Origin of the sequence: Candidatus Desulfofervidus auxilii (assembly GCA_030262725.1) — a bacterium.
Classification (GTDB): domain Bacteria; phylum Desulfobacterota; class Desulfofervidia; order Desulfofervidales; family Desulfofervidaceae; genus JAJSZS01.
This window is the reverse complement of sequence record JAJSZS010000002.1, coordinates 1-16,734: the sequence shown is the minus strand read 5'-3', so window position 1 is coordinate 16,734 and position 16,734 is coordinate 1. Positions and strand designations below refer to the sequence as shown.

Sequence of the window (16,734 nt, the reverse complement as noted above, 5' to 3'; positions counted from 1 at the left end):
ATGTCAATCCATCGTCAAGAAAAACTATACCAATTAATCCTATGGACATAACGGACAATCCATCCTACCATATTCACTAGCAAATATAGCCAGATCAAAACCATCTACATCATAGTCATAATCAAAGTCACAAATCTTATTATAATTTGGATTTGAAGAGGTAGAACCAAAAGCTGCAGCAAAGACAGCTAAATCATCCCTATCTACACCGCCATCGTGGTCAAAATCAGCATAACAACGACCTACTATTATATTTTTAGGACCAAATACATTATTTTTCTCTTCACCTTCATCTATATTGTTAAAGGTATCCACCTGTGCATACATTTGATAACAACCAATCTTGTCATAAATTACATTACAGCTAAAAGTGCGAGAATCACCAGAGGCTAAACTGCTTAAATACCAATTACAATCTCCAGAATCACCTACACTAGGAGGAGTAGTGCGATGTTTATAGAAACTGGTGTAAAAAGCCCCTGCATCTAAGTCTCCCTGATTTTTTATAGTTACTTGAATATTCACAGTTTGTCCAGGCTCTGGATAAACTGGATTAGTGTGAATACTAGTAACAAAAAGTTCGGGTTTTGGCTCAGCACTAGTAGTAAATGTCCAATAAGGACCCCAAGTATAATTGTCGCAGATATTTACTGCTTTAATCGCCCATGTATAAGTTGTTTCATATTCTAAAGAATCAGAAATATCCCACTCACTTTCCTCTGTCTCTCCCAATTTTTGCCAACTTTCTCCTTCCTTTTTCAGCCATACTTCATAGTGATCCGTGTTTGCACAGTCTGCCCAATCTAAATTTGTATAAATAGATACATCTGTTGCTCCATCAACTGGATCAGGATTAGAGGGAGTAGTCGGATCAGCACATTTTCCCATTTTAATTTTATAAGTGCAAGATTTGTTATAATCACTTGAGTCTACTTTCCAAACAACAAGTGCATGAAAACCTGCATCTGGAATATCAACTTTAAAAAATTCATCTCCTCCATCTCCAGTATTATTGGCGTAACCGCCAGGCATATATTCACTTTTTTTACAATGTACTGTTTCATCATCATAAAGGCTCATGCCTAAATCGCAATTACCTGATATTTGCACTAATTTAAAACCATATTCACCTTCAGAAAGATAGCACTCATAAATATCTAAAACATTATGAGAAGCCTTAGAATAAGGACCATTTGTGCCTTCATATATCTTAACACTTGTATCTTCTTCTATACGAAAATCAGCAGTACCTTCATTATAATTGATAACTCCTGCATAATATGTGCCTGCCGGAGCCATATTATCATTGACGATAACAAAATCAGAAGCATCACCACCGTAACTAGACCATTCCAAATAACCACCTCCAAATCCATGTTCACTTCCCGTATAATCGCCTCTATCCCAAAGTCTTAAATCATAATCAACAGTAGAACTAGCTGGTAAAATACCTACCGCAGACCACCACTTATTAGGATGTTCTTGCTGAACAATGAAAGAAAATCCATCGTTATTGTACCAACGAGGCGCAGGGGCACATCCCCAGGCATCCTTAATAGGTGGAGCACTGCGTGTTATAGGGCTATCGTCAGAGAGGGGATAGGGGCTCCAGACAAATTGATGTCCCCAGCAATTGTCACTTTCATTTGTTTCCCAGACCTCTTCATTTGAATCAATATTATAATATAAAGTATGTCTTCCCCCAGAAATATTAACACTTGTCTGAAGATTTTCATATCTCTTAATTGAACCTGCGCTTAAAGATGGCTCACTATAAAAAATCCAACGATCATCTATATAGACTACGGTTCTATGATTTGGAGCATCATGATTACCATTATTTATCCATGCCCAATTAAAATATGTATCATTTGTATTTCCTGGCAATGTATCTGTAACAGGGCACCATGTGTCCGTGCAACCACTTGTACTTCTTGGCACAATGGGATAGTCCCAGCCAGAGGGAGTTATATAAGTAAGGTTGGGAAGAGCGCTTGGCCTATCCCTGAGCCAGAGGTCTGGGTTACTGTAAAGATTCCATTCAAACATCTGCCACCAAGAATCGTCCCAGTTGTAATCATTATACATATCCTGTAAAGCACGCTGAAGAGACCAACCTACACTAGAACGGCTAAAAGTATAACTAACAGCATAGTGGGCAAAGAGGTAATCAAGGGTCTGGCATCCACCATCACTAGGATCATCCCATTCATGAACACCAAAGGCAACTCTAGTAGAACCCACAAAGGAGACAGCCCCCTGCTCTAAGAGCATTTTTCCCAAATTGTTGTCTTCTGGCCAGGCAGTGGAGCAGGCGCAAGAAAAGACAATAGAAGGATAGTTGTCATTTAGATAAGTCCGATCATTAGCATGAAAATAAAGTTCTCGGGTACATGTGGGGTGACGCTCTTTATAATAAACCCCAGTGTGACTCCCATGGCCAGCCAAGTTTACAAAGCCAAAATGACCATCTCCCCATACCTCTCTTGTAATAGTACGGCTTAAGGCATATTCACTATAATAATCAGAATCCCAACAAGGGCCTTGCTCATAAATGCGAACTGGAGGATTACCTGGGTCAAGTTCATGATTAATAATATAAGTTTTAAGAACAGCATTATCTGTATCTTCCCAGAAAAAGGCTCCAGTGAGTAAATAATTTAGTTTGTAATCCATATCTGTAGAATATTCAAATTCTACCATCTTCATACAGATATCTTCTACTATGTCAGGATCACTCCAAGGAATACGTCCTACATCTACCTCATTTGGAAATTGAACATTATCTACTCCCTCTTGCCCATACATATTGTCACCATTAGAATTCCAAGATTGATTGTCAGGCAAGCTTAATTCAGCATAGTAATAATCTGTAGGAACCCGATCTTCTAACTCCCAAGGAGTAGTGTCTTCATCCGGACCATCAGGACCTTTAGGATAAGTGTAACGCATAGGAACATCAGAAATATCACCCACCAGCAATACTTTAATGATATTCCATGAACTTAGATGATCTCTTAAAAAATTTCTAATTTTTTCAGCTAAATCAGCACCACTATAATTTGTATCAATATCTTCCACTGTCTCTACATAAACAGCCCTACCTTTACAAATTTCCCAGTTTTTAATAGGCCAAATAGCGTCCTCCAAAGCTTCAGTAGTGATAATGACAAACCCACTAGGAGTATCAATAGAATCTTCAAGAGGGGCAGGATACCATTTTTGTGCCTCTTCATAATTTATGATAAATTTAGCAGCTCTTTCTTCAGCTTCAGGAACATAATCATATAAAAATTTTTTTGATTCAAAAGAAATAACTTCAGAATATGAATAATTAATAATTACTTTTAATTTAGGACAAAAATAAAGTTTGCCACTTTTAGGACGATAAGAAAAAGGTGAGTATCTTACTTGCACTAAATTATATTTTCTGTATCCACCTTGTGAAACAAAATAACCTGTTTGAGCAGGATAGAGAATATCTGAAGAATAAACTTTTTCTATCTTTTTTTCATAATCAGCTTTAATTTTTTCAAGTTGCTCAATTGTAGCACTTAAAGGACTAACCATAGGAGCTGGGGTAATTTTATACACACCAGGGAGTTCCTTTACTCCAATATTTTCAGTTTTTACACTATTTACTTTAACACCAGGCGGAATAGCAATAAAGAAAATTTTGGAAGGAAGTTTAGGCTCTCCTGGTTTTAATAACTGCCCAAAATCTTTCATTTTTATCTCTTGATATCCATTATCTAAATCCACAATTTCATATTCACCAGCTTCAATTATATATTCATAAGTTTCGGCAAACACAATGTTTCCAAAAGTTAATATCAAACTTATAGCCAAAAGTATTATACTAATCCGCTTCATCTCTTCCTCCCTAATCAGAAAATAATCGTTGTTCTTCTTCTGTTGAGCTAAATCCAATACTGTCTAAATTCTCCAAGTGGTATAATTCATTTTGTATCCTTTGAGCAGTATCATAATCACCATTTTCCTGAGCTATTTCTAACTCAATTTTAAGACGATCAATCTCAGCATTTAATTTAATTTTCTCTATTTCTTCCTGTAATTCAGCTTTCTTACTAGGGTCAGAAAGAGAATTCATTTTTTCTAATATTGCTTGAATCTTCGCCTGAGCAGCTTTTTCTATAGCTAAAATTCGCTGATCTATATGAACCAAAGGATCCTTTTGCCCATCTTGTGTCACTGATGCACTTTTGGGTATATCTTGAGCTATCAAATTATTTGAAGTAAATAAAATAAAAATTAATACAATAAACTTCATTTCTTACCTCCTATATTTTTCAATTGCCCAATTTTTTAATCTCTAACAAGGCAAGCTGAAAAGAAGTAGATTAAGAAATCCTTACAACTTTTTTGTTTTTCACCTTGCCTTGTAGATCTATTTTGCCTTATACTAACAAATATAGAAAATGTCAAGAAAAAATGTTCCTAAATCCTTGTTTGCCATACAAGAAACCACATAATGTGCTATAATAAAGCGATTTTGAATTTGCCTTTCTTAATTTTTTATGGTAGATTCTTTTTATGTTATTAAATAATTTTCCTAAAGAAATAAGATCTTATTTACTTCCGAAACCTCAAGGAGATTTGATTTATCGTTGTCTTCAATGTGGGGCAGAATATTCTATAACTGAGTTTCTTTATACATGTCCAAAATGTCAAGGTATTTTTATGATTGTTGATAATGAATTTGATCGTTTAAAAAATATTTCTGGAAAGGACTGGCGCAAAATTTTTGATTATCGCAAAATGCTCAATATACCTGCTCTTAAAGGTATTTTTCTTTTTCATGAATTTATTGCACCAGTAATTCCTTTAGAAGATATTATCTTTTTGGGTGAAGGACATACTCCAATAGTAGAAGCAAATCCTTATCTTCAAGAATTGGTAGGTTGTAAATTTTATTTCAAAAATGATGGCCAAAACCCTAGTGCTTCTTTTAAGGATCGTGGGATGGCTTGTGCTTTAAGTTACGTTAATTATATTATAAAGAAAAAAGGGTTAGAAGAAGTTTTAGCTATTTGTGCTTCTACTGGTGATACTTCAGCTTCAGCAGCCCTTTATTCCTCTTATTTGCGTGGGAAAGTCAAATCGGCTGTTATTTTACCTAAAGGTAAAGTAACATCACAACAAATGGCTCAACCTTTAGGGCATGGTGCGCATGTTTTTGAAATTCCAGGAGTATTTGATGATTGCATGAAAGTAGTAGAAGCTCTTGCAGATAATTATAATGTTGTACTTCTTAATTCCAAAAATCCTTGGCGTATTCTTGGTCAAGTTTCTTATTCTTATGAAATTGCTCAGTGGTTTGATTATGATTTGAAAAATAAAGTAGTAATTGTGCCAATAGGAAATGCTGGTAATATCACTGCTATTATGAATGGATTTTTAAATTTTTATAAAGTAGGTGTTATTGAAACATTACCAAAAATTGTTGGAGTACAATCTGCCCATGCCAATCCTGTTTATCTTTATTATTTAGAGCCTGACCCAAAAAAAAGAAAGTGGCAACCAGTAAAGGTGAAACCTAGTTGTGCTCAAGCAGCTATGATTGGTAATCCTGTATCTATGCCCAGAGTGATAAAACTTGTAGAAGAATACAATTCTTTAGCAGGTAAACAGCATATATTTTTCGTTGAGGTTACTGAGCAAGAAATTATGGACTTTATGCTTATTGCCAACCGCAATGGTCATATCGCTTGCACTCAAGGTGGTGAATCTTTAGCAGGTTTAGTGCGGGCTTTAAAAGAGGGAATGGTAAAGTCTGAAGAAGAGGTCATTTTGGATGCCACAGCACATATGCTTAAATTTATTGGATTTCAACAAATGTATTTTGAAGAAACATTTCCTCCTGAATATAAGGTTATACCTAAAAAAGAATTAAAAAATGCTCCTAGACTTATAAAACCAAATGATGTCCTTTATTTTCCAGATGAAAAGTCACTTAGTTCAGAAGAATTTGCAATATTTTTAGAAAAGACTGTAAAAGCTATTGCAGATATACTTAATTTAAAGAAAAAATAATTAGGCAATAGCCCTTTTCATTTCTACATCATAATTGACAATTGAAATCAAAATTTTCCTTAATTCTTCAAATGTGAATGGTTTTGCTAAATAAGCATTTGCTCCAGCTTGTAAAAATGCCTGTTTATAGTTACTTCCACTTATACCTATTGTTGGTAAATATGGAGATTTTTTTCTTATTTCTCTTACTAACCAAGGCCCATCTTTATCAGGTAATTCACCATCAATAATAGCTAAATAGTAATGATTATGGCTAAAAAATTCTAAAGCTTTAGAGGCTGTAGGAGTCACATCAGCCTCAAAACCTAAAATCTTCAAAAATTCAACAATTATTTCACTGACTGCTTTTTTATCTTCTACAACCAATACCTTAAACATGGGCGACTTATATCATCAAGTAATTTTTATGTCAAGATATTTAATTATTAGGTATACTCTTTAAAACCAGGAAAAGATAGACAATTGCAATAAAAATTTTTTCATTAAAAGGTGGCAGCTATAAAAACATATCTTCTTCGCTGCCACCTTTTATTTCTACATGAATGGTTTTATATGGTTTTCTTAAAAATACTTCACAGCCAGGTCGCTCAAATCGGCTATATTCTCGCCAAAGGGCATCTAAGGTAGTAATAAGCTTATCTAAGACACCTTGAGGAGGTGCATCAGGAAAATCTACTCCACCATGTGAAGTTTCACCCCAAGCTAATAATTGATTTTTAGGGCCTGGAAAAAAAATAATTAAATAAGCATCTCTAATACCTTCTATAAAATAATCTTCTTCAAAAATGTATTCCCATTCTTCCATCTTTATTCTGATTCAGAAGCTTTGCTCTTTTTTAATTCTTCAATCTCAGCTTTGAGTTTTTCAATTTCTTGTTTGTAATCCTCTATTTCCATAGAAGTCTCTTTTTGAGAAGCAAGAGAATCTTTTAATTCTTCAATACCAAGATAACTAGCTAATGCTCCAAAGAGCAATAATAAAAGAGGAATGCCTCCTGCTAAGAATATAAGAAATTGTTTCCAAAAAACAATAATACCTGCTACCCCAAGCACCAATGCTGCTAATCCACCAATAAGAATCTTCATAATGACCTCCTTCTTATCTAAATTTGCGAGAATAATAAACCTATTATAGGCATAATGTCAACAAGTAAGATGAAAACCACCAAGAATTTCTTCTTCTTTCTTTAAATAATCATTAAATACTTTAATGGCTTCCTTCGTAGGTAAAGCAATAAGTTTAATACCTTTTTCTTCTAATTTTTCTTTTAATTCTGCTGTAGGTTGCATAAGTCCAGATGCACCTGTGCCAAGAATAACAATTTTTATATCAGGGGTGATAAATTTTTCTAAATCTATCCAATAAACTTTATGTCCTTCTTTTCGCCACCAAGAAGGAAATATCTTTGTTTTAGTAACAATTACATCACTTGTATAAGTATTACCATTGATAACTATTTTTCCAAATCTGTAATCTTCAATCATAGCGTGGCAACCTAAAATTTAATCGATGAAGATAACAAGGCCCATATTTCATGATTGCTGCTTTATGTTCTAAAGTAGGATATCCTTTATTTTGTTTAAAATTATAACATGGAAAAAGATCATGATAAGTAGTCATAATTTGGTCACGATAGACTTTTGCAATGATAGAAGCTGCAGCAATAGAAAAACATTTACTGTCGCCATGAATTATGCAAATATATGGTATATCAATATCAGGATTATAAGGCCCATCAATAAGGATATAATCTGGTTTTATTTTTAAACCTAATATTGCCCTTTTCATTGTTCTTAAAGATGCACCAAGGATATTAAATTTTTCTATTTCTTCTGGCATACCAAGAGCAATACTTATAGCTAATGCTTTTTTTTGAATTTTTAAAAAATATTTTTCCCTTATCTTAGGTGAAAGTTTTTTAGAATCTTCCACTCCATTTAACTTTATACCAACCGGAAAAATGACAGCTGCTACTACTACTGGACCTGCCAAACAACCCCTCCCTGCTTCATCTATACCAGCAATATAATGATAACCTTTCTGCCATAGTTGATATTCAAAATTTAAATTAGGTGGCATTATTTCCTTTTTTCTTCAAGTCTGGCTGCTTTACCACTGAGTTCGCGTAAATAATAAAGTTTTGCTCTTCTCACTTTGCCTCTTGAGACAATTTCAATTTTTTCAATAATAGGAGAATGAAGTGGAAAAGTTTTTTCTACACCTATACCATAAGAAACTTTTCTTACTGTAAAAGTAGCTCCTGTACCTGATCCTCTTTTTCTAATCACCACTCCCTGAAAGACTTGAATACGTTCTTTTCCTTCCTCACTAATTCTATGATATACTTTGATTGTATCACCTGGATTAAATTCGGGTAAATCAAGACGAACATGCTCTTTTTCAATCATCTGAATGGGGTCCATTTTCTCCTCCTAAAAGCCTATCTAATATAATAGCTACAGCTGCTCTTACTGACAAGTGGTTATAATCACCAACACCATAAATAGGTTTTAAAACATAATCTGCTTGAGAAATCAAGTCCTTTGTAAGACCCCAAGCTGTACCAAAGAGAATAAGAAATGGATTATCTTTTTTATTAATTAATATTTTGGCTTTATGATATCCAATATTGTTTGAATGTGGTTGAGCTGAAGTAACAATAATTTTAGGTAATTTCTTCCATTTTTCTTTTATATATTCAATTGCCTCTTCTAAACTATAAACACAATGAACGAGTTTTAAAGGAGGAATACGCAATGGATTATATTTGCCACCATATCCTTCTAGCCAATGATTTAAAAAACGCTTTACTAAAGCGTGTTGGTCTTCAAGGGGATTAATGATAAAGAAACCACCAAGTTCATAAGTTTTAGCAACACGAGCAATATCATGTATATTAACTGTAGCTACTGCAGTAATAATAACCTCTTTTTGTTTGTTATAAACTGGATAATGCACAAGCCCAATATAAATATGCCAGTTGTTTTTCATTTTAAAATCTTTTCACAAATTTCTCTCAAAATTTTTTTATCTTCTTCTGTTAATTTTGCTTTTAAAAGAAGGTCTGGCCGTAATAAAAGCGTACGTAAAATAGATTGATACCTTCGCCAACGAGCAATATTTTTATGATGACCTGAAAGTAAAACTTCTGGCACCTTAATTCCAACATATTCTCTTGGTCGGGTATATTGAGGATATTCAAGTAAGCCATCACTAAATGATTCTTCTTTTATAGATTCTGGTTTTCCAACTACCTCTGGTATTAATCTTGCCACTGTATCTATAATGCAAAGGGCTGCTGCTTCTCCACCTGTAAGGATAAAGTCACCTATTGATATTTCATCATCTACAAAATACTCTACTCTTGTATCAATACCTTCATAATGCCCACAGATGAGAACAAGATGAGATTTTTTAGAAAATTCTTCTGCCACCTCTTGTGTGAATTTTCTTCCCTTAGGAGAGAGCAAAATAATAAAAGCTTTATTATCTTTTTGTTTTATATCTTCAATGGCTTTTATAATAGGTTCAGGTTTCATAACCATACCTTTTCCGCCACCATAAGGGGTGTCATCAGTTACTTTATGTTTTCCTATAGCAAAGTCTCGAATATTAACTAAATTTACCTTAATTTTTTTATTCTGAATAGCTCGGCCAATAATGCTTGTTTTTAAAGGTGTAGAAAAAAAATCTGGAAATAAGGTAAGAACTGTAAATATCATAATTTAAATTTCATCTGAGTTTTAAGAAAAGCTTGAATTTCAGGTTTATCTGATTTTACAATATTTTCAGGTGTATCACAGGCAATGATTTTCCCTTCATGGAGTACAGCTATTCTATTAGCCACAGCAAACACATTTGGGACATCATGGGTAATGATAATGCTTGTAATTTTTAATCTTTTTTCCATATCCTGAATCAATTCATAAATAGAAACACTTGTCATTGGATCAAGTCCTGTAGTAGGTTCATCATATATTACAATTTCTGGCTCAAGGGCGATTGCTCGTGCTAATGCTACCCTTTTTTTCATTCCACCTGAAAGTTCATTAGGCATTTTCTTTTCTATATCTTTTAATCCAACTAATGCCAATTTTTCTTTTACAATTTTTTTTATTTCTTTTTCACTCAAATTCGTATGTTCTTTTAAAGGAAAAGCAATATTTTCTGCAACTGTCATAGAGTCAAAAAGAGCACCTTCTTGAAAAAGCATTCCAAATTTTTTTCTAATATATTTTAGTTTTTTTTCATTAATAGCCGTAATATCCTCACCATCAACAATAATTTTTCCTTTATCTGGTTTAAGTAAACCAACAATATGTTTTACTAATACTGTTTTTCCACAGCCGCTACGGCCAATTATGGCTGTAATTTCTCCTTTTTTTAAAATAAGATTCACACCTTTTAATACCTCTAATTTACCAAATTTTTTATGCAAATTTATAATTTCTATCATTATTTTCCTTCTTGCTTTTTGTTCCTACATAACTTATTTATTTTGCTTAATCAAGAGAAGATGCTTTCTCAAATCTTTGGTGCAAAAGGAATTTTGTCAAAGAAATTGCCATATTTTGAATGGCGACCATCTCAATTAATAATGGCTAAAAAAGTAAGAGAGGCTCTAGTTGAAGGGAAAAAGGTCATTATTGAAGCTGGTACTGGAACAGGAAAAACATTGGCTTATGTTATCCCTGCTATTTTATCTGGTAAAAAAGTAGTAATTTCTACAGGTACTAAAAGTCTTCAAAATCAACTTTTTTATAAAGATATACCTTTGGTAGAAAAAATATTAAACGAAAAACCAAAAGTTGTTTATTTAAAAGGACGGCGCAACTATCTTTGTCTTTGGCGTTTCAATCAATTAATATCACAAAAATTACCAATTTCAAAAAGTAAAGAAATAAAAATATTAAATCAGTGGCTTAAGATTACAAAAACAGGTGATATTGCTGAAACGCCTTTTTCACCAGAATGGTTTGGTTGGTCTGAATTAACTGCTAGCACAGAACAATGTTTGGGACAAAAATGCCCATTTTGGCATGAATGTTTTATCACCAAGATGAAAATATCAGCTCAAAGAGCACAATTGATTATTGTTAATCATTATCTTTTTATGGCTGATTTGGCAATAAGGGAAAAAGGATATGGGCAGGTGATTCCTTTTTATGAAGCGGTTATATTTGACGAAGCTCACCAACTTGAGGAAATCGTAAGTGAATATTTTGGCTTTCAAGTGAGTAATTTTAGGATAGCTGAATTGATTTATGATATAAATCTTCTTTTTGAAGACAAAGATATAAAGAAAAGGCTTAATATATTAAAAGAAAAAAGTGATAATTTTTTTAAAACTTTTGGACATTTAAAAGGGAAAGAAAGTTTAAATCAAGTTATGTCTTTATTGATAATCAATAAAGGGATTTATGTTTTAAAAAATCTTCTTGATGAACTTATGGATATTATCCATAAAGTTAATACTTTTTTGGATATAAAAGAGAATCTGAAGGAAAGGATTGATAAAATAAAAAAAGAATTAAATTTTATTTTTGCTCAAAGTGACCCCAATTATGCTTATTGGGTAGAGAGAAGGAAAAAAAGTATAGTATTTGGATGTTCTCCTTTGAAAGTGGATCTTATTTTAAAAGAGCATCTATATTCTTCAATCAAATCCATTGTTTTTACTTCTGCTACTCTTAATACAGGTGATAATTTTTCTTTTTTTAAAGAAAGATTGGGTTTATCTTATTATACTGAAGGATTAATATTACCTTCTCCTTTTGATTATAAAAATCAAGCCCTTCTTTATTTGCCGCCATCTATGCCTGACCCTAATTCAGTAGATTTTTTACAGGCAGCAGCTAAAGAAATTATAAAAATTCTTAAAATTACTAAAGGTCGTGCTCTTGTTCTTTTCACCAATCTACAAACTATGAAAGAAATTTATGATAAAGTTGCTTCTAAAATTCCATTTAATGTTATTATTCAAGGTGAACAATCTTCACCAAAACTTTTAGAAATATTTAAAAGTGATATTCATTCTGTACTTTTTGCTACTGCTACTTTTTGGGAAGGGATTGATATTCCAGGAGAGGCTTTAAGTTGTGTTATTATTGATCGACTTCCTTTTGCAGTTCCTGATGATCCATTAATAAAAGCAAGGATTGAATTTATTAGAAAAATGGGTAAAAATCCTTTTTGGAGTTATCAAGTGCCACAAGCTATTATTTCTCTAAAACAGGGATTGGGTCGTTTAATCCGCCATCGTCAAGATAAAGGTCTCCTTGCTATCCTTGATCCAAGACTATATACACGCTCTTATGGTTCATATTTTTTAAAAAATTTACCACCTTGTCGCATAACAAGAGATTTAAAAGATGTGGCGAAATTTTTTGAGTCAATTTAATTTTATGCCATATGATATACTAAATTTAATATTTGTTGGATTGTTATTATTATTGACCATCATTTTTTATCCACATCTGTTTTATGCAAAACAACTTATTATTTTTTATATTTTTCTTTTAACCTTTATTATTTTTTGTGTTTTTCTTTCTACTTTAAATACCTCAAAAAAGAGTGCTTATATTCATTATTTTTACCCAATTTTTCTTATCTTTTTTATATTTCAAAGCTTTGACTATATTATCCCTTATTTGCATAATCATTTAAAAGATGAATTTCTCTATCATTTAGACATCTTAATCTTTGGTGTATGTCCTTTTAAATATTTGGAAAAATGGACAAAACCTTGGCTAACAGAGATTATGCAATTAGGTTATATCAGTTATTATTTTATGCCTGTTATCTTAGTGTTAATCTTACTTAAAAAACAAGATAAAAGATTGCCATCGGTAATTTTTACTATTTTATTAGGATTTTATCTTTCTTATATAGGCTATCTTATTTTTCCAGCAATGGGGCCAAGAGGGTTAGGCATTTCTCAAGTAGCAGTGTATAAAGATACATGGCTAGCAGCTAAATTATTTAAAATTTTAAATCTACTTGAAAAAAATAAAACTGATGCTTTCCCAAGTGGTCATACTCAAATCAGTCTTATATGCACTTATTTTGCTTTTTATTTAAATAAAACTATTGGTATAGCCTTTGGTATAATGACTATCTTTTTAATTTCTTCAACAGTTTATTGTCGTTATCATTATGTTACAGATGTATTAGCAGGTGCTTTATTAGCATTTATTTCTTTAAAAATTGCTCCTTATTTAGAAAGATTAATTCAATCAAATAGCCTCACTAATTAAATCTCCCATTTTTTCAGTTCCAACTAACGTTTTTCCTTCACTCCAAATATCTTTTGTACGAAATCCTTGTTTTAAAACAGTCTTAATAGCAGCATCAATATTTGCTGCAATTTCTGGGCGATTAAAAGCATAAATAAACATCATAGCTAAAGAATTAATAGTGGCAATTGGATTAGCAATATCTTTTCCAGCAATATCTGGCGCTGAGCCATGAATAGGTTCATAAAGTCCGGTTTTTCCCCCAATGCTAGCTGAAGGAAGCATGCCTAGAGAACCAGTAAGCATAGCACAGGCATCACTTAAAATATCACCAAAGATATTTGTTGTTAAAATTACATCAAATTGTTTTGGCCATCTAATAATTTGCATGGCTGCATTATCTACATACATATGAGAAAGTTCTACATCTTTATATTCCTTATGTACCTCTGTTACTACCTCTCGCCATAAAACTGTAGCTTCAAGGACATTTGCTTTATCTACACTAACAAGCTTTTTCCTTCTTTTTCTTGCTATTTCAAAAGCAACTTTAGCAATTCGTTTAATTTCATGTTCTTTATATTTTAAAGTATTTATTCCTACTCTCTCTCCCTCCTCTTCAAATATTCCTCTTGGTTCTCCAAAATAAATACCACTGGTTAGTTCACGAACTACCATAATATCAACACCATCAATTATTTCAGGTTTTAAAGAAGATGCATCAATCAATTCATCATATACTTTGGCAGGTCTTAAATTGGCAAATGCTTCTAAAGTTTTTCGTAAAGCTAAAAGACCTTGTTCAGGTCGTATAGAAAATGGCAAATTATCCCATTTTGGGCCACCTACTGCTCCAAGTAAAACTGCATCTGCTTTAATTACCATCTCTTTAGTTTTTTTTGGGAATGGTATGCCATACTTATCAATAGCGCATCCACCTATAAGCCCTTCTTTTAAATTAACTTTTAAATTATACTTTTTTTGAACTGTTTTAAGCACTTTTAATGCTTGATTAACAATTTCTGGACCAATTCCATCTCCTGGTAAAACAACAAGATTTAATTCTTGCATAACATTCTCCTTTTAAAAGTTTGCAGGCAAATTTATCTAATCAGAAACAAACTGTCAATAATAAACTTGACAAAAATTTAACTCTATTCCACAATAAACAGATGAGTAAGAAAGTGCGTTGTATTGTTATTAGTGGCTATGGCACAAATTGTGAAGTGGAGATGGCTTATGCCTGTAAATTGGCAGGTGGTGAAGTAGATATTGTACATATAAGTGAATTGCTTTATGGTGAAAAAAGGCTTGATGATTATCATTTTCTCAATTTTCCTGGAGGATTTTTAGATGGTGATGATTTAGGAGCAGCTAAAGCAGCAGCCAATCGGTGGCGATTTGCAAGAGTAAAAAAAACAGGAGAGTTGCTTTTTGACCAACTTTTACGTTTCATAAAAGATGGAAAGCTTATCCTTGGAGTATGTAATGGGTTTCAGTTAATGGTAAAACTTGGTCTTTTGCCAGGTTTTTCCCGTTATGATGAGCAATTAGTTACTTTAACATATAACGATTCTAGCCGTTTTGAGGATCGATGGGTATATTTAAAAGTAGATAAAGAAACTCCATGTATTTTTACAAAAGGAATAGAAAAGCTCTATCTTCCAATAAGGCATGGAGAAGGAAAGTTTATAGCAAAAAATAATGAAATTCTGAAAAGTATAGAGAATTCCCATTTAGCTGTAGTTAAATATATTGATCCAAAAACAGACAATCCTACAATGGAATATCCATATAATCCTAATGGTTCAATAAATGCTATTGCCGGTATTTGTGACTCAACAGGAAGATTATTTGGACTTATGCCTCATCCTGAAGCCTATCTTCATTATACTAATCATCCACAATGGACAAGAGAGAAATTGCCAGAAGAAGGTATGGGATTGATGATCTTTCGCAATGCCATTGAATATATTAAAGAAAATTTACTTTAAAGAAATAAATGTACAGGGATAGGGAGAAAAGGCTTTCATAACTTCTTTTTCTAAAACTTTTAAAGAAGGGTGATAATAAAGATGAGATTTACATCGACAATCACTGACTCCAAAACCTGGTAAAAATGAAAGTAAAGGTAAAAGCGATTGAGCTACTTGGCATTCAATCCTTTTTGAAGTAATAGAAACAATTACAGCTATAGGCTGAGTGTAATCTAATAAATAATCAATATGCCAATGTTTTTTCTTCTTAAGATTTAAATGTCTTTTTAAACGAATAGCTAAGCCTCTTTGTGCTGAACCAATATAGGCATAAAATCCTGGTTTAATAAGATAGCCACCTCTGTTACCTACAACAATAAATCTTTTTTCCTCTGCTCTTAATATAAGGGCATAAACACCTTTTTGACGAGGGATAAGTTCCATAACGTTTAATTAACCTTTTTAAAAATTAGTGTCAATAAAATTCTTGACAAAAATGGGAATTTAAAGAAAATAAAGTCATGTTGGGAGTAATTTTGTTCCTTAGTTTTATTATAATAAATATTTCAAATGCAATAGGAGCAACTTTTATTGTAACAAATGTCACAGAGTTTCAAGATGCTTTAGATATAGCTCATAATAATAATGAAGATGATATAATTTATGTTTCTCCTGGCATATACACTGTCTCATCAACCCTTAGCTATCAAACGGACACAGGTGATAATGGACATAGCCTTATCATTAAAGCACAGGATATGAATAATAAACCTGTACTAAATGGAACTCAAATACAAATTATGAATATAGACACGGACACATCCAATGATGGTGGAGATATAGGTGGTGATATTACTATATGTGGAATTGTTTTTAAGAATGGCTCAAGTAGTTTTGGTGGCGGGATTTACATTCATACAAACAGTGCAAGTATTAATGTTTGTAAAAATGTTTTTGATAATAATTCTGCTTCTAATGGTGGCGGTATCTATGTGAAAACAGACTCAGGTAATGTTACAGTTACAGATAATATTTTTAGTAAGAATTCAGGCAGTATTAGTGGTGGTGGCATCTGTGTCCAAGTAAATTCAAGTACAGTCAATTTTGAAAATAATACTTTTAATGGAAACGGGGATTTTTTGGGTGGTGGGATCTATATAGAAGTAAAAACAGGTAAAGTTACTTTTATAAATAATACTTTTTATAATAATTCAGGTGGTGTTGGTGCTGGTGCTTGTATAACTTCAAGTGAAGGGACAACCATATTAATAAACAATATTTTTGCTACAAATACAGTTAGCTTTGGTTGGGGTAGTTATGGCGGCGGTGTTCATGCAGAGACAATCTCGGGTAACATTATTTTTACAAACAATATTTTTAGTAATAACACTGCCGAGTATGGAGGGGGTATTAATATTATGCTTAGTGATGACCAGGCTGAAGCTAATATTTACAATAATATTTTTTG

Annotated in this window: 18 protein-coding genes; 5 read left to right on the top strand and 13 right to left on the bottom strand. The window is 32.5% G+C overall.

What is annotated here, in order from left to right:
* Positions 1-39 precede the first annotated feature (39 nt).
* Together LWW95_01360 and LWW95_01355 are read right to left on the bottom strand one after the other, a co-directional pair.
* The gene (locus LWW95_01360; GenBank protein MDL1955691.1) at positions 40-3,873 is read right to left on the bottom strand and encodes a C25 family cysteine peptidase; all 3,834 of its coding nucleotides are present in this window, start codon (positions 3,871-3,873) and stop codon (positions 40-42) included.
* A gap of 10 nt (positions 3,874-3,883) precedes the next feature.
* Positions 3,884-4,291: a hypothetical protein gene (locus LWW95_01355; protein MDL1955690.1), complete on the bottom strand. Its 408-nt coding sequence runs from the start codon at positions 4,289-4,291 to the stop codon at positions 3,884-3,886.
* Between the two features lie 263 nt (positions 4,292-4,554).
* Between LWW95_01355 and thrC the strand changes: the two genes are divergently transcribed.
* Positions 4,555-6,054 (top strand): threonine synthase, encoded by a 1,500-nt coding sequence (thrC, locus tag LWW95_01350; GenBank protein MDL1955689.1) that lies wholly within the window; start codon positions 4,555-4,557, stop codon positions 6,052-6,054.
* Here thrC and LWW95_01345 read toward each other — a convergent pair whose 3' ends face one another.
* The 9 genes from LWW95_01345 to LWW95_01305 all read right to left on the bottom strand — a co-directional run bounded on the left by LWW95_01345 (position 6,055) and on the right by LWW95_01305 (position 10,511).
* Positions 6,055-6,432: a response regulator gene (locus LWW95_01345; GenBank protein ID MDL1955688.1), complete on the bottom strand. Its 378-nt coding sequence runs from the start codon at positions 6,430-6,432 to the stop codon at positions 6,055-6,057.
* A gap of 118 nt (positions 6,433-6,550) precedes the next feature.
* Complete coding sequence (locus LWW95_01340; protein MDL1955687.1) at positions 6,551-6,859, bottom strand: hypothetical protein; 309 nt, start codon at positions 6,857-6,859, stop codon at positions 6,551-6,553.
* A gap of 2 nt (positions 6,860-6,861) precedes the next feature.
* Positions 6,862-7,140, bottom strand: coding sequence for a hypothetical protein (locus LWW95_01335; protein ID MDL1955686.1), 279 nt, complete (start codon positions 7,138-7,140; stop codon positions 6,862-6,864).
* 57 nt (positions 7,141-7,197) lie between these two features.
* Entirely contained in the window at positions 7,198-7,539 is a 342-nt protein-coding gene (locus LWW95_01330; GenBank protein ID MDL1955685.1) for an MTH938/NDUFAF3 family protein, read from the bottom strand.
* On the bottom strand, positions 7,532-8,134 hold the full coding sequence (locus LWW95_01325; protein MDL1955684.1) for a ribonuclease HII: 603 nt from the start codon (positions 8,132-8,134) through the stop codon (positions 7,532-7,534). Before LWW95_01325 ends, LWW95_01330 begins: the two co-directional genes overlap by 8 nt.
* On the bottom strand, positions 8,134-8,478 hold the full coding sequence (gene rplS, locus LWW95_01320; GenBank protein MDL1955683.1) for a 50S ribosomal protein L19: 345 nt from the start codon (positions 8,476-8,478) through the stop codon (positions 8,134-8,136). Before rplS ends, LWW95_01325 begins: the two co-directional genes overlap by 1 nt.
* Positions 8,456-9,046, bottom strand: coding sequence for an RNA methyltransferase (locus LWW95_01315; GenBank protein MDL1955682.1), 591 nt, complete (start codon positions 9,044-9,046; stop codon positions 8,456-8,458). Before LWW95_01315 ends, rplS begins: the two co-directional genes overlap by 23 nt.
* The gene (gene trmD, locus LWW95_01310) at positions 9,043-9,777 is read right to left on the bottom strand and encodes a tRNA (guanosine(37)-N1)-methyltransferase TrmD (GenBank protein ID MDL1955681.1); all 735 of its coding nucleotides are present in this window, start codon (positions 9,775-9,777) and stop codon (positions 9,043-9,045) included. Before trmD ends, LWW95_01315 begins: the two co-directional genes overlap by 4 nt.
* Positions 9,774-10,511, bottom strand: coding sequence for an ABC transporter ATP-binding protein (locus LWW95_01305; GenBank protein ID MDL1955680.1), 738 nt, complete (start codon positions 10,509-10,511; stop codon positions 9,774-9,776). The genes trmD and LWW95_01305 overlap by 4 nt, the downstream gene beginning before the upstream one ends.
* Before the next feature lie 141 nt (positions 10,512-10,652).
* Between LWW95_01305 and LWW95_01300 the strand changes: the two genes are divergently transcribed.
* Entirely contained in the window at positions 10,653-12,455 is a 1,803-nt protein-coding gene (locus tag LWW95_01300; protein MDL1955679.1) for an ATP-dependent DNA helicase, read from the top strand.
* Complete coding sequence (locus LWW95_01295; protein MDL1955678.1) at positions 12,427-13,311, top strand: phosphatase PAP2 family protein; 885 nt, start codon at positions 12,427-12,429, stop codon at positions 13,309-13,311. The genes LWW95_01300 and LWW95_01295 overlap by 29 nt, the downstream gene beginning before the upstream one ends.
* Here LWW95_01295 and leuB read toward each other — a convergent pair.
* Positions 13,291-14,361, bottom strand: coding sequence for a 3-isopropylmalate dehydrogenase (leuB, locus tag LWW95_01290; protein MDL1955677.1), 1,071 nt, complete (start codon positions 14,359-14,361; stop codon positions 13,291-13,293). The genes LWW95_01295 and leuB overlap by 21 nt on opposite strands.
* Positions 14,362-14,462: 101 nt before the next feature.
* Between leuB and LWW95_01285 the strand changes: the two genes are divergently transcribed.
* Positions 14,463-15,284, top strand: coding sequence for a phosphoribosylformylglycinamidine synthase subunit PurQ (locus tag LWW95_01285; GenBank protein ID MDL1955676.1), 822 nt, complete (start codon positions 14,463-14,465; stop codon positions 15,282-15,284).
* Here the strand turns inward: LWW95_01285 and LWW95_01280 are convergent.
* Entirely contained in the window at positions 15,276-15,710 is a 435-nt protein-coding gene (locus LWW95_01280) for a GIY-YIG nuclease family protein (GenBank protein ID MDL1955675.1), read from the bottom strand. The two genes, LWW95_01285 and LWW95_01280, sit on opposite strands and share 9 nt — an antisense overlap.
* Before the next feature lie 77 nt (positions 15,711-15,787).
* On the opposite strand from LWW95_01280, the gene LWW95_01275 reads away from it, so the two are divergent.
* Positions 15,788-16,734: glycoside hydrolase family 55 protein (locus LWW95_01275; protein ID MDL1955674.1), on the top strand; the 947-nt coding region annotated here is incomplete at its 3' end.

Excerpts from the sequence above, each read along its gene's own strand:
- LWW95_01360 (MDL1955691.1), bottom strand. The coding sequence starts at position 3,873 with ATGAAGCGGATTAGTATAATACTTTTGGCTATAAGTTTGATATTAACT.
- LWW95_01355 (MDL1955690.1), bottom strand. The coding sequence starts at position 4,291 with ATGAAGTTTATTGTATTAATTTTTATTTTATTTACTTCAAATAATTTG.
- thrC (MDL1955689.1), top strand. The coding sequence starts at position 4,555 with ATGTTATTAAATAATTTTCCTAAAGAAATAAGATCTTATTTACTTCCG.
- LWW95_01345 (MDL1955688.1), bottom strand. The coding sequence starts at position 6,432 with ATGTTTAAGGTATTGGTTGTAGAAGATAAAAAAGCAGTCAGTGAAATA.
- LWW95_01340 (MDL1955687.1), bottom strand. The coding sequence starts at position 6,859 with ATGGAAGAATGGGAATACATTTTTGAAGAAGATTATTTTATAGAAGGT.
- LWW95_01335 (MDL1955686.1), bottom strand. The coding sequence starts at position 7,140 with ATGAAGATTCTTATTGGTGGATTAGCAGCATTGGTGCTTGGGGTAGCA.
- LWW95_01330 (MDL1955685.1), bottom strand. The coding sequence starts at position 7,539 with ATGATTGAAGATTACAGATTTGGAAAAATAGTTATCAATGGTAATACT.
- LWW95_01325 (MDL1955684.1), bottom strand. The coding sequence starts at position 8,134 with ATGCCACCTAATTTAAATTTTGAATATCAACTATGGCAGAAAGGTTAT.
- rplS (MDL1955683.1), bottom strand. The coding sequence starts at position 8,478 with ATGGACCCCATTCAGATGATTGAAAAAGAGCATGTTCGTCTTGATTTA.
- LWW95_01315 (MDL1955682.1), bottom strand. The coding sequence starts at position 9,046 with ATGAAAAACAACTGGCATATTTATATTGGGCTTGTGCATTATCCAGTT.
- trmD (MDL1955681.1), bottom strand. The coding sequence starts at position 9,777 with ATGATATTTACAGTTCTTACCTTATTTCCAGATTTTTTTTCTACACCT.
- LWW95_01305 (MDL1955680.1), bottom strand. The coding sequence starts at position 10,511 with ATGATAGAAATTATAAATTTGCATAAAAAATTTGGTAAATTAGAGGTA.
- LWW95_01300 (MDL1955679.1), top strand. The coding sequence starts at position 10,653 with ATGGCTAAAAAAGTAAGAGAGGCTCTAGTTGAAGGGAAAAAGGTCATT.
- LWW95_01295 (MDL1955678.1), top strand. The coding sequence starts at position 12,427 with ATGTGGCGAAATTTTTTGAGTCAATTTAATTTTATGCCATATGATATA.
- leuB (MDL1955677.1), bottom strand. The coding sequence starts at position 14,361 with ATGCAAGAATTAAATCTTGTTGTTTTACCAGGAGATGGAATTGGTCCA.
- LWW95_01285 (MDL1955676.1), top strand. The coding sequence starts at position 14,463 with ATGAGTAAGAAAGTGCGTTGTATTGTTATTAGTGGCTATGGCACAAAT.
- LWW95_01280 (MDL1955675.1), bottom strand. The coding sequence starts at position 15,710 with ATGGAACTTATCCCTCGTCAAAAAGGTGTTTATGCCCTTATATTAAGA.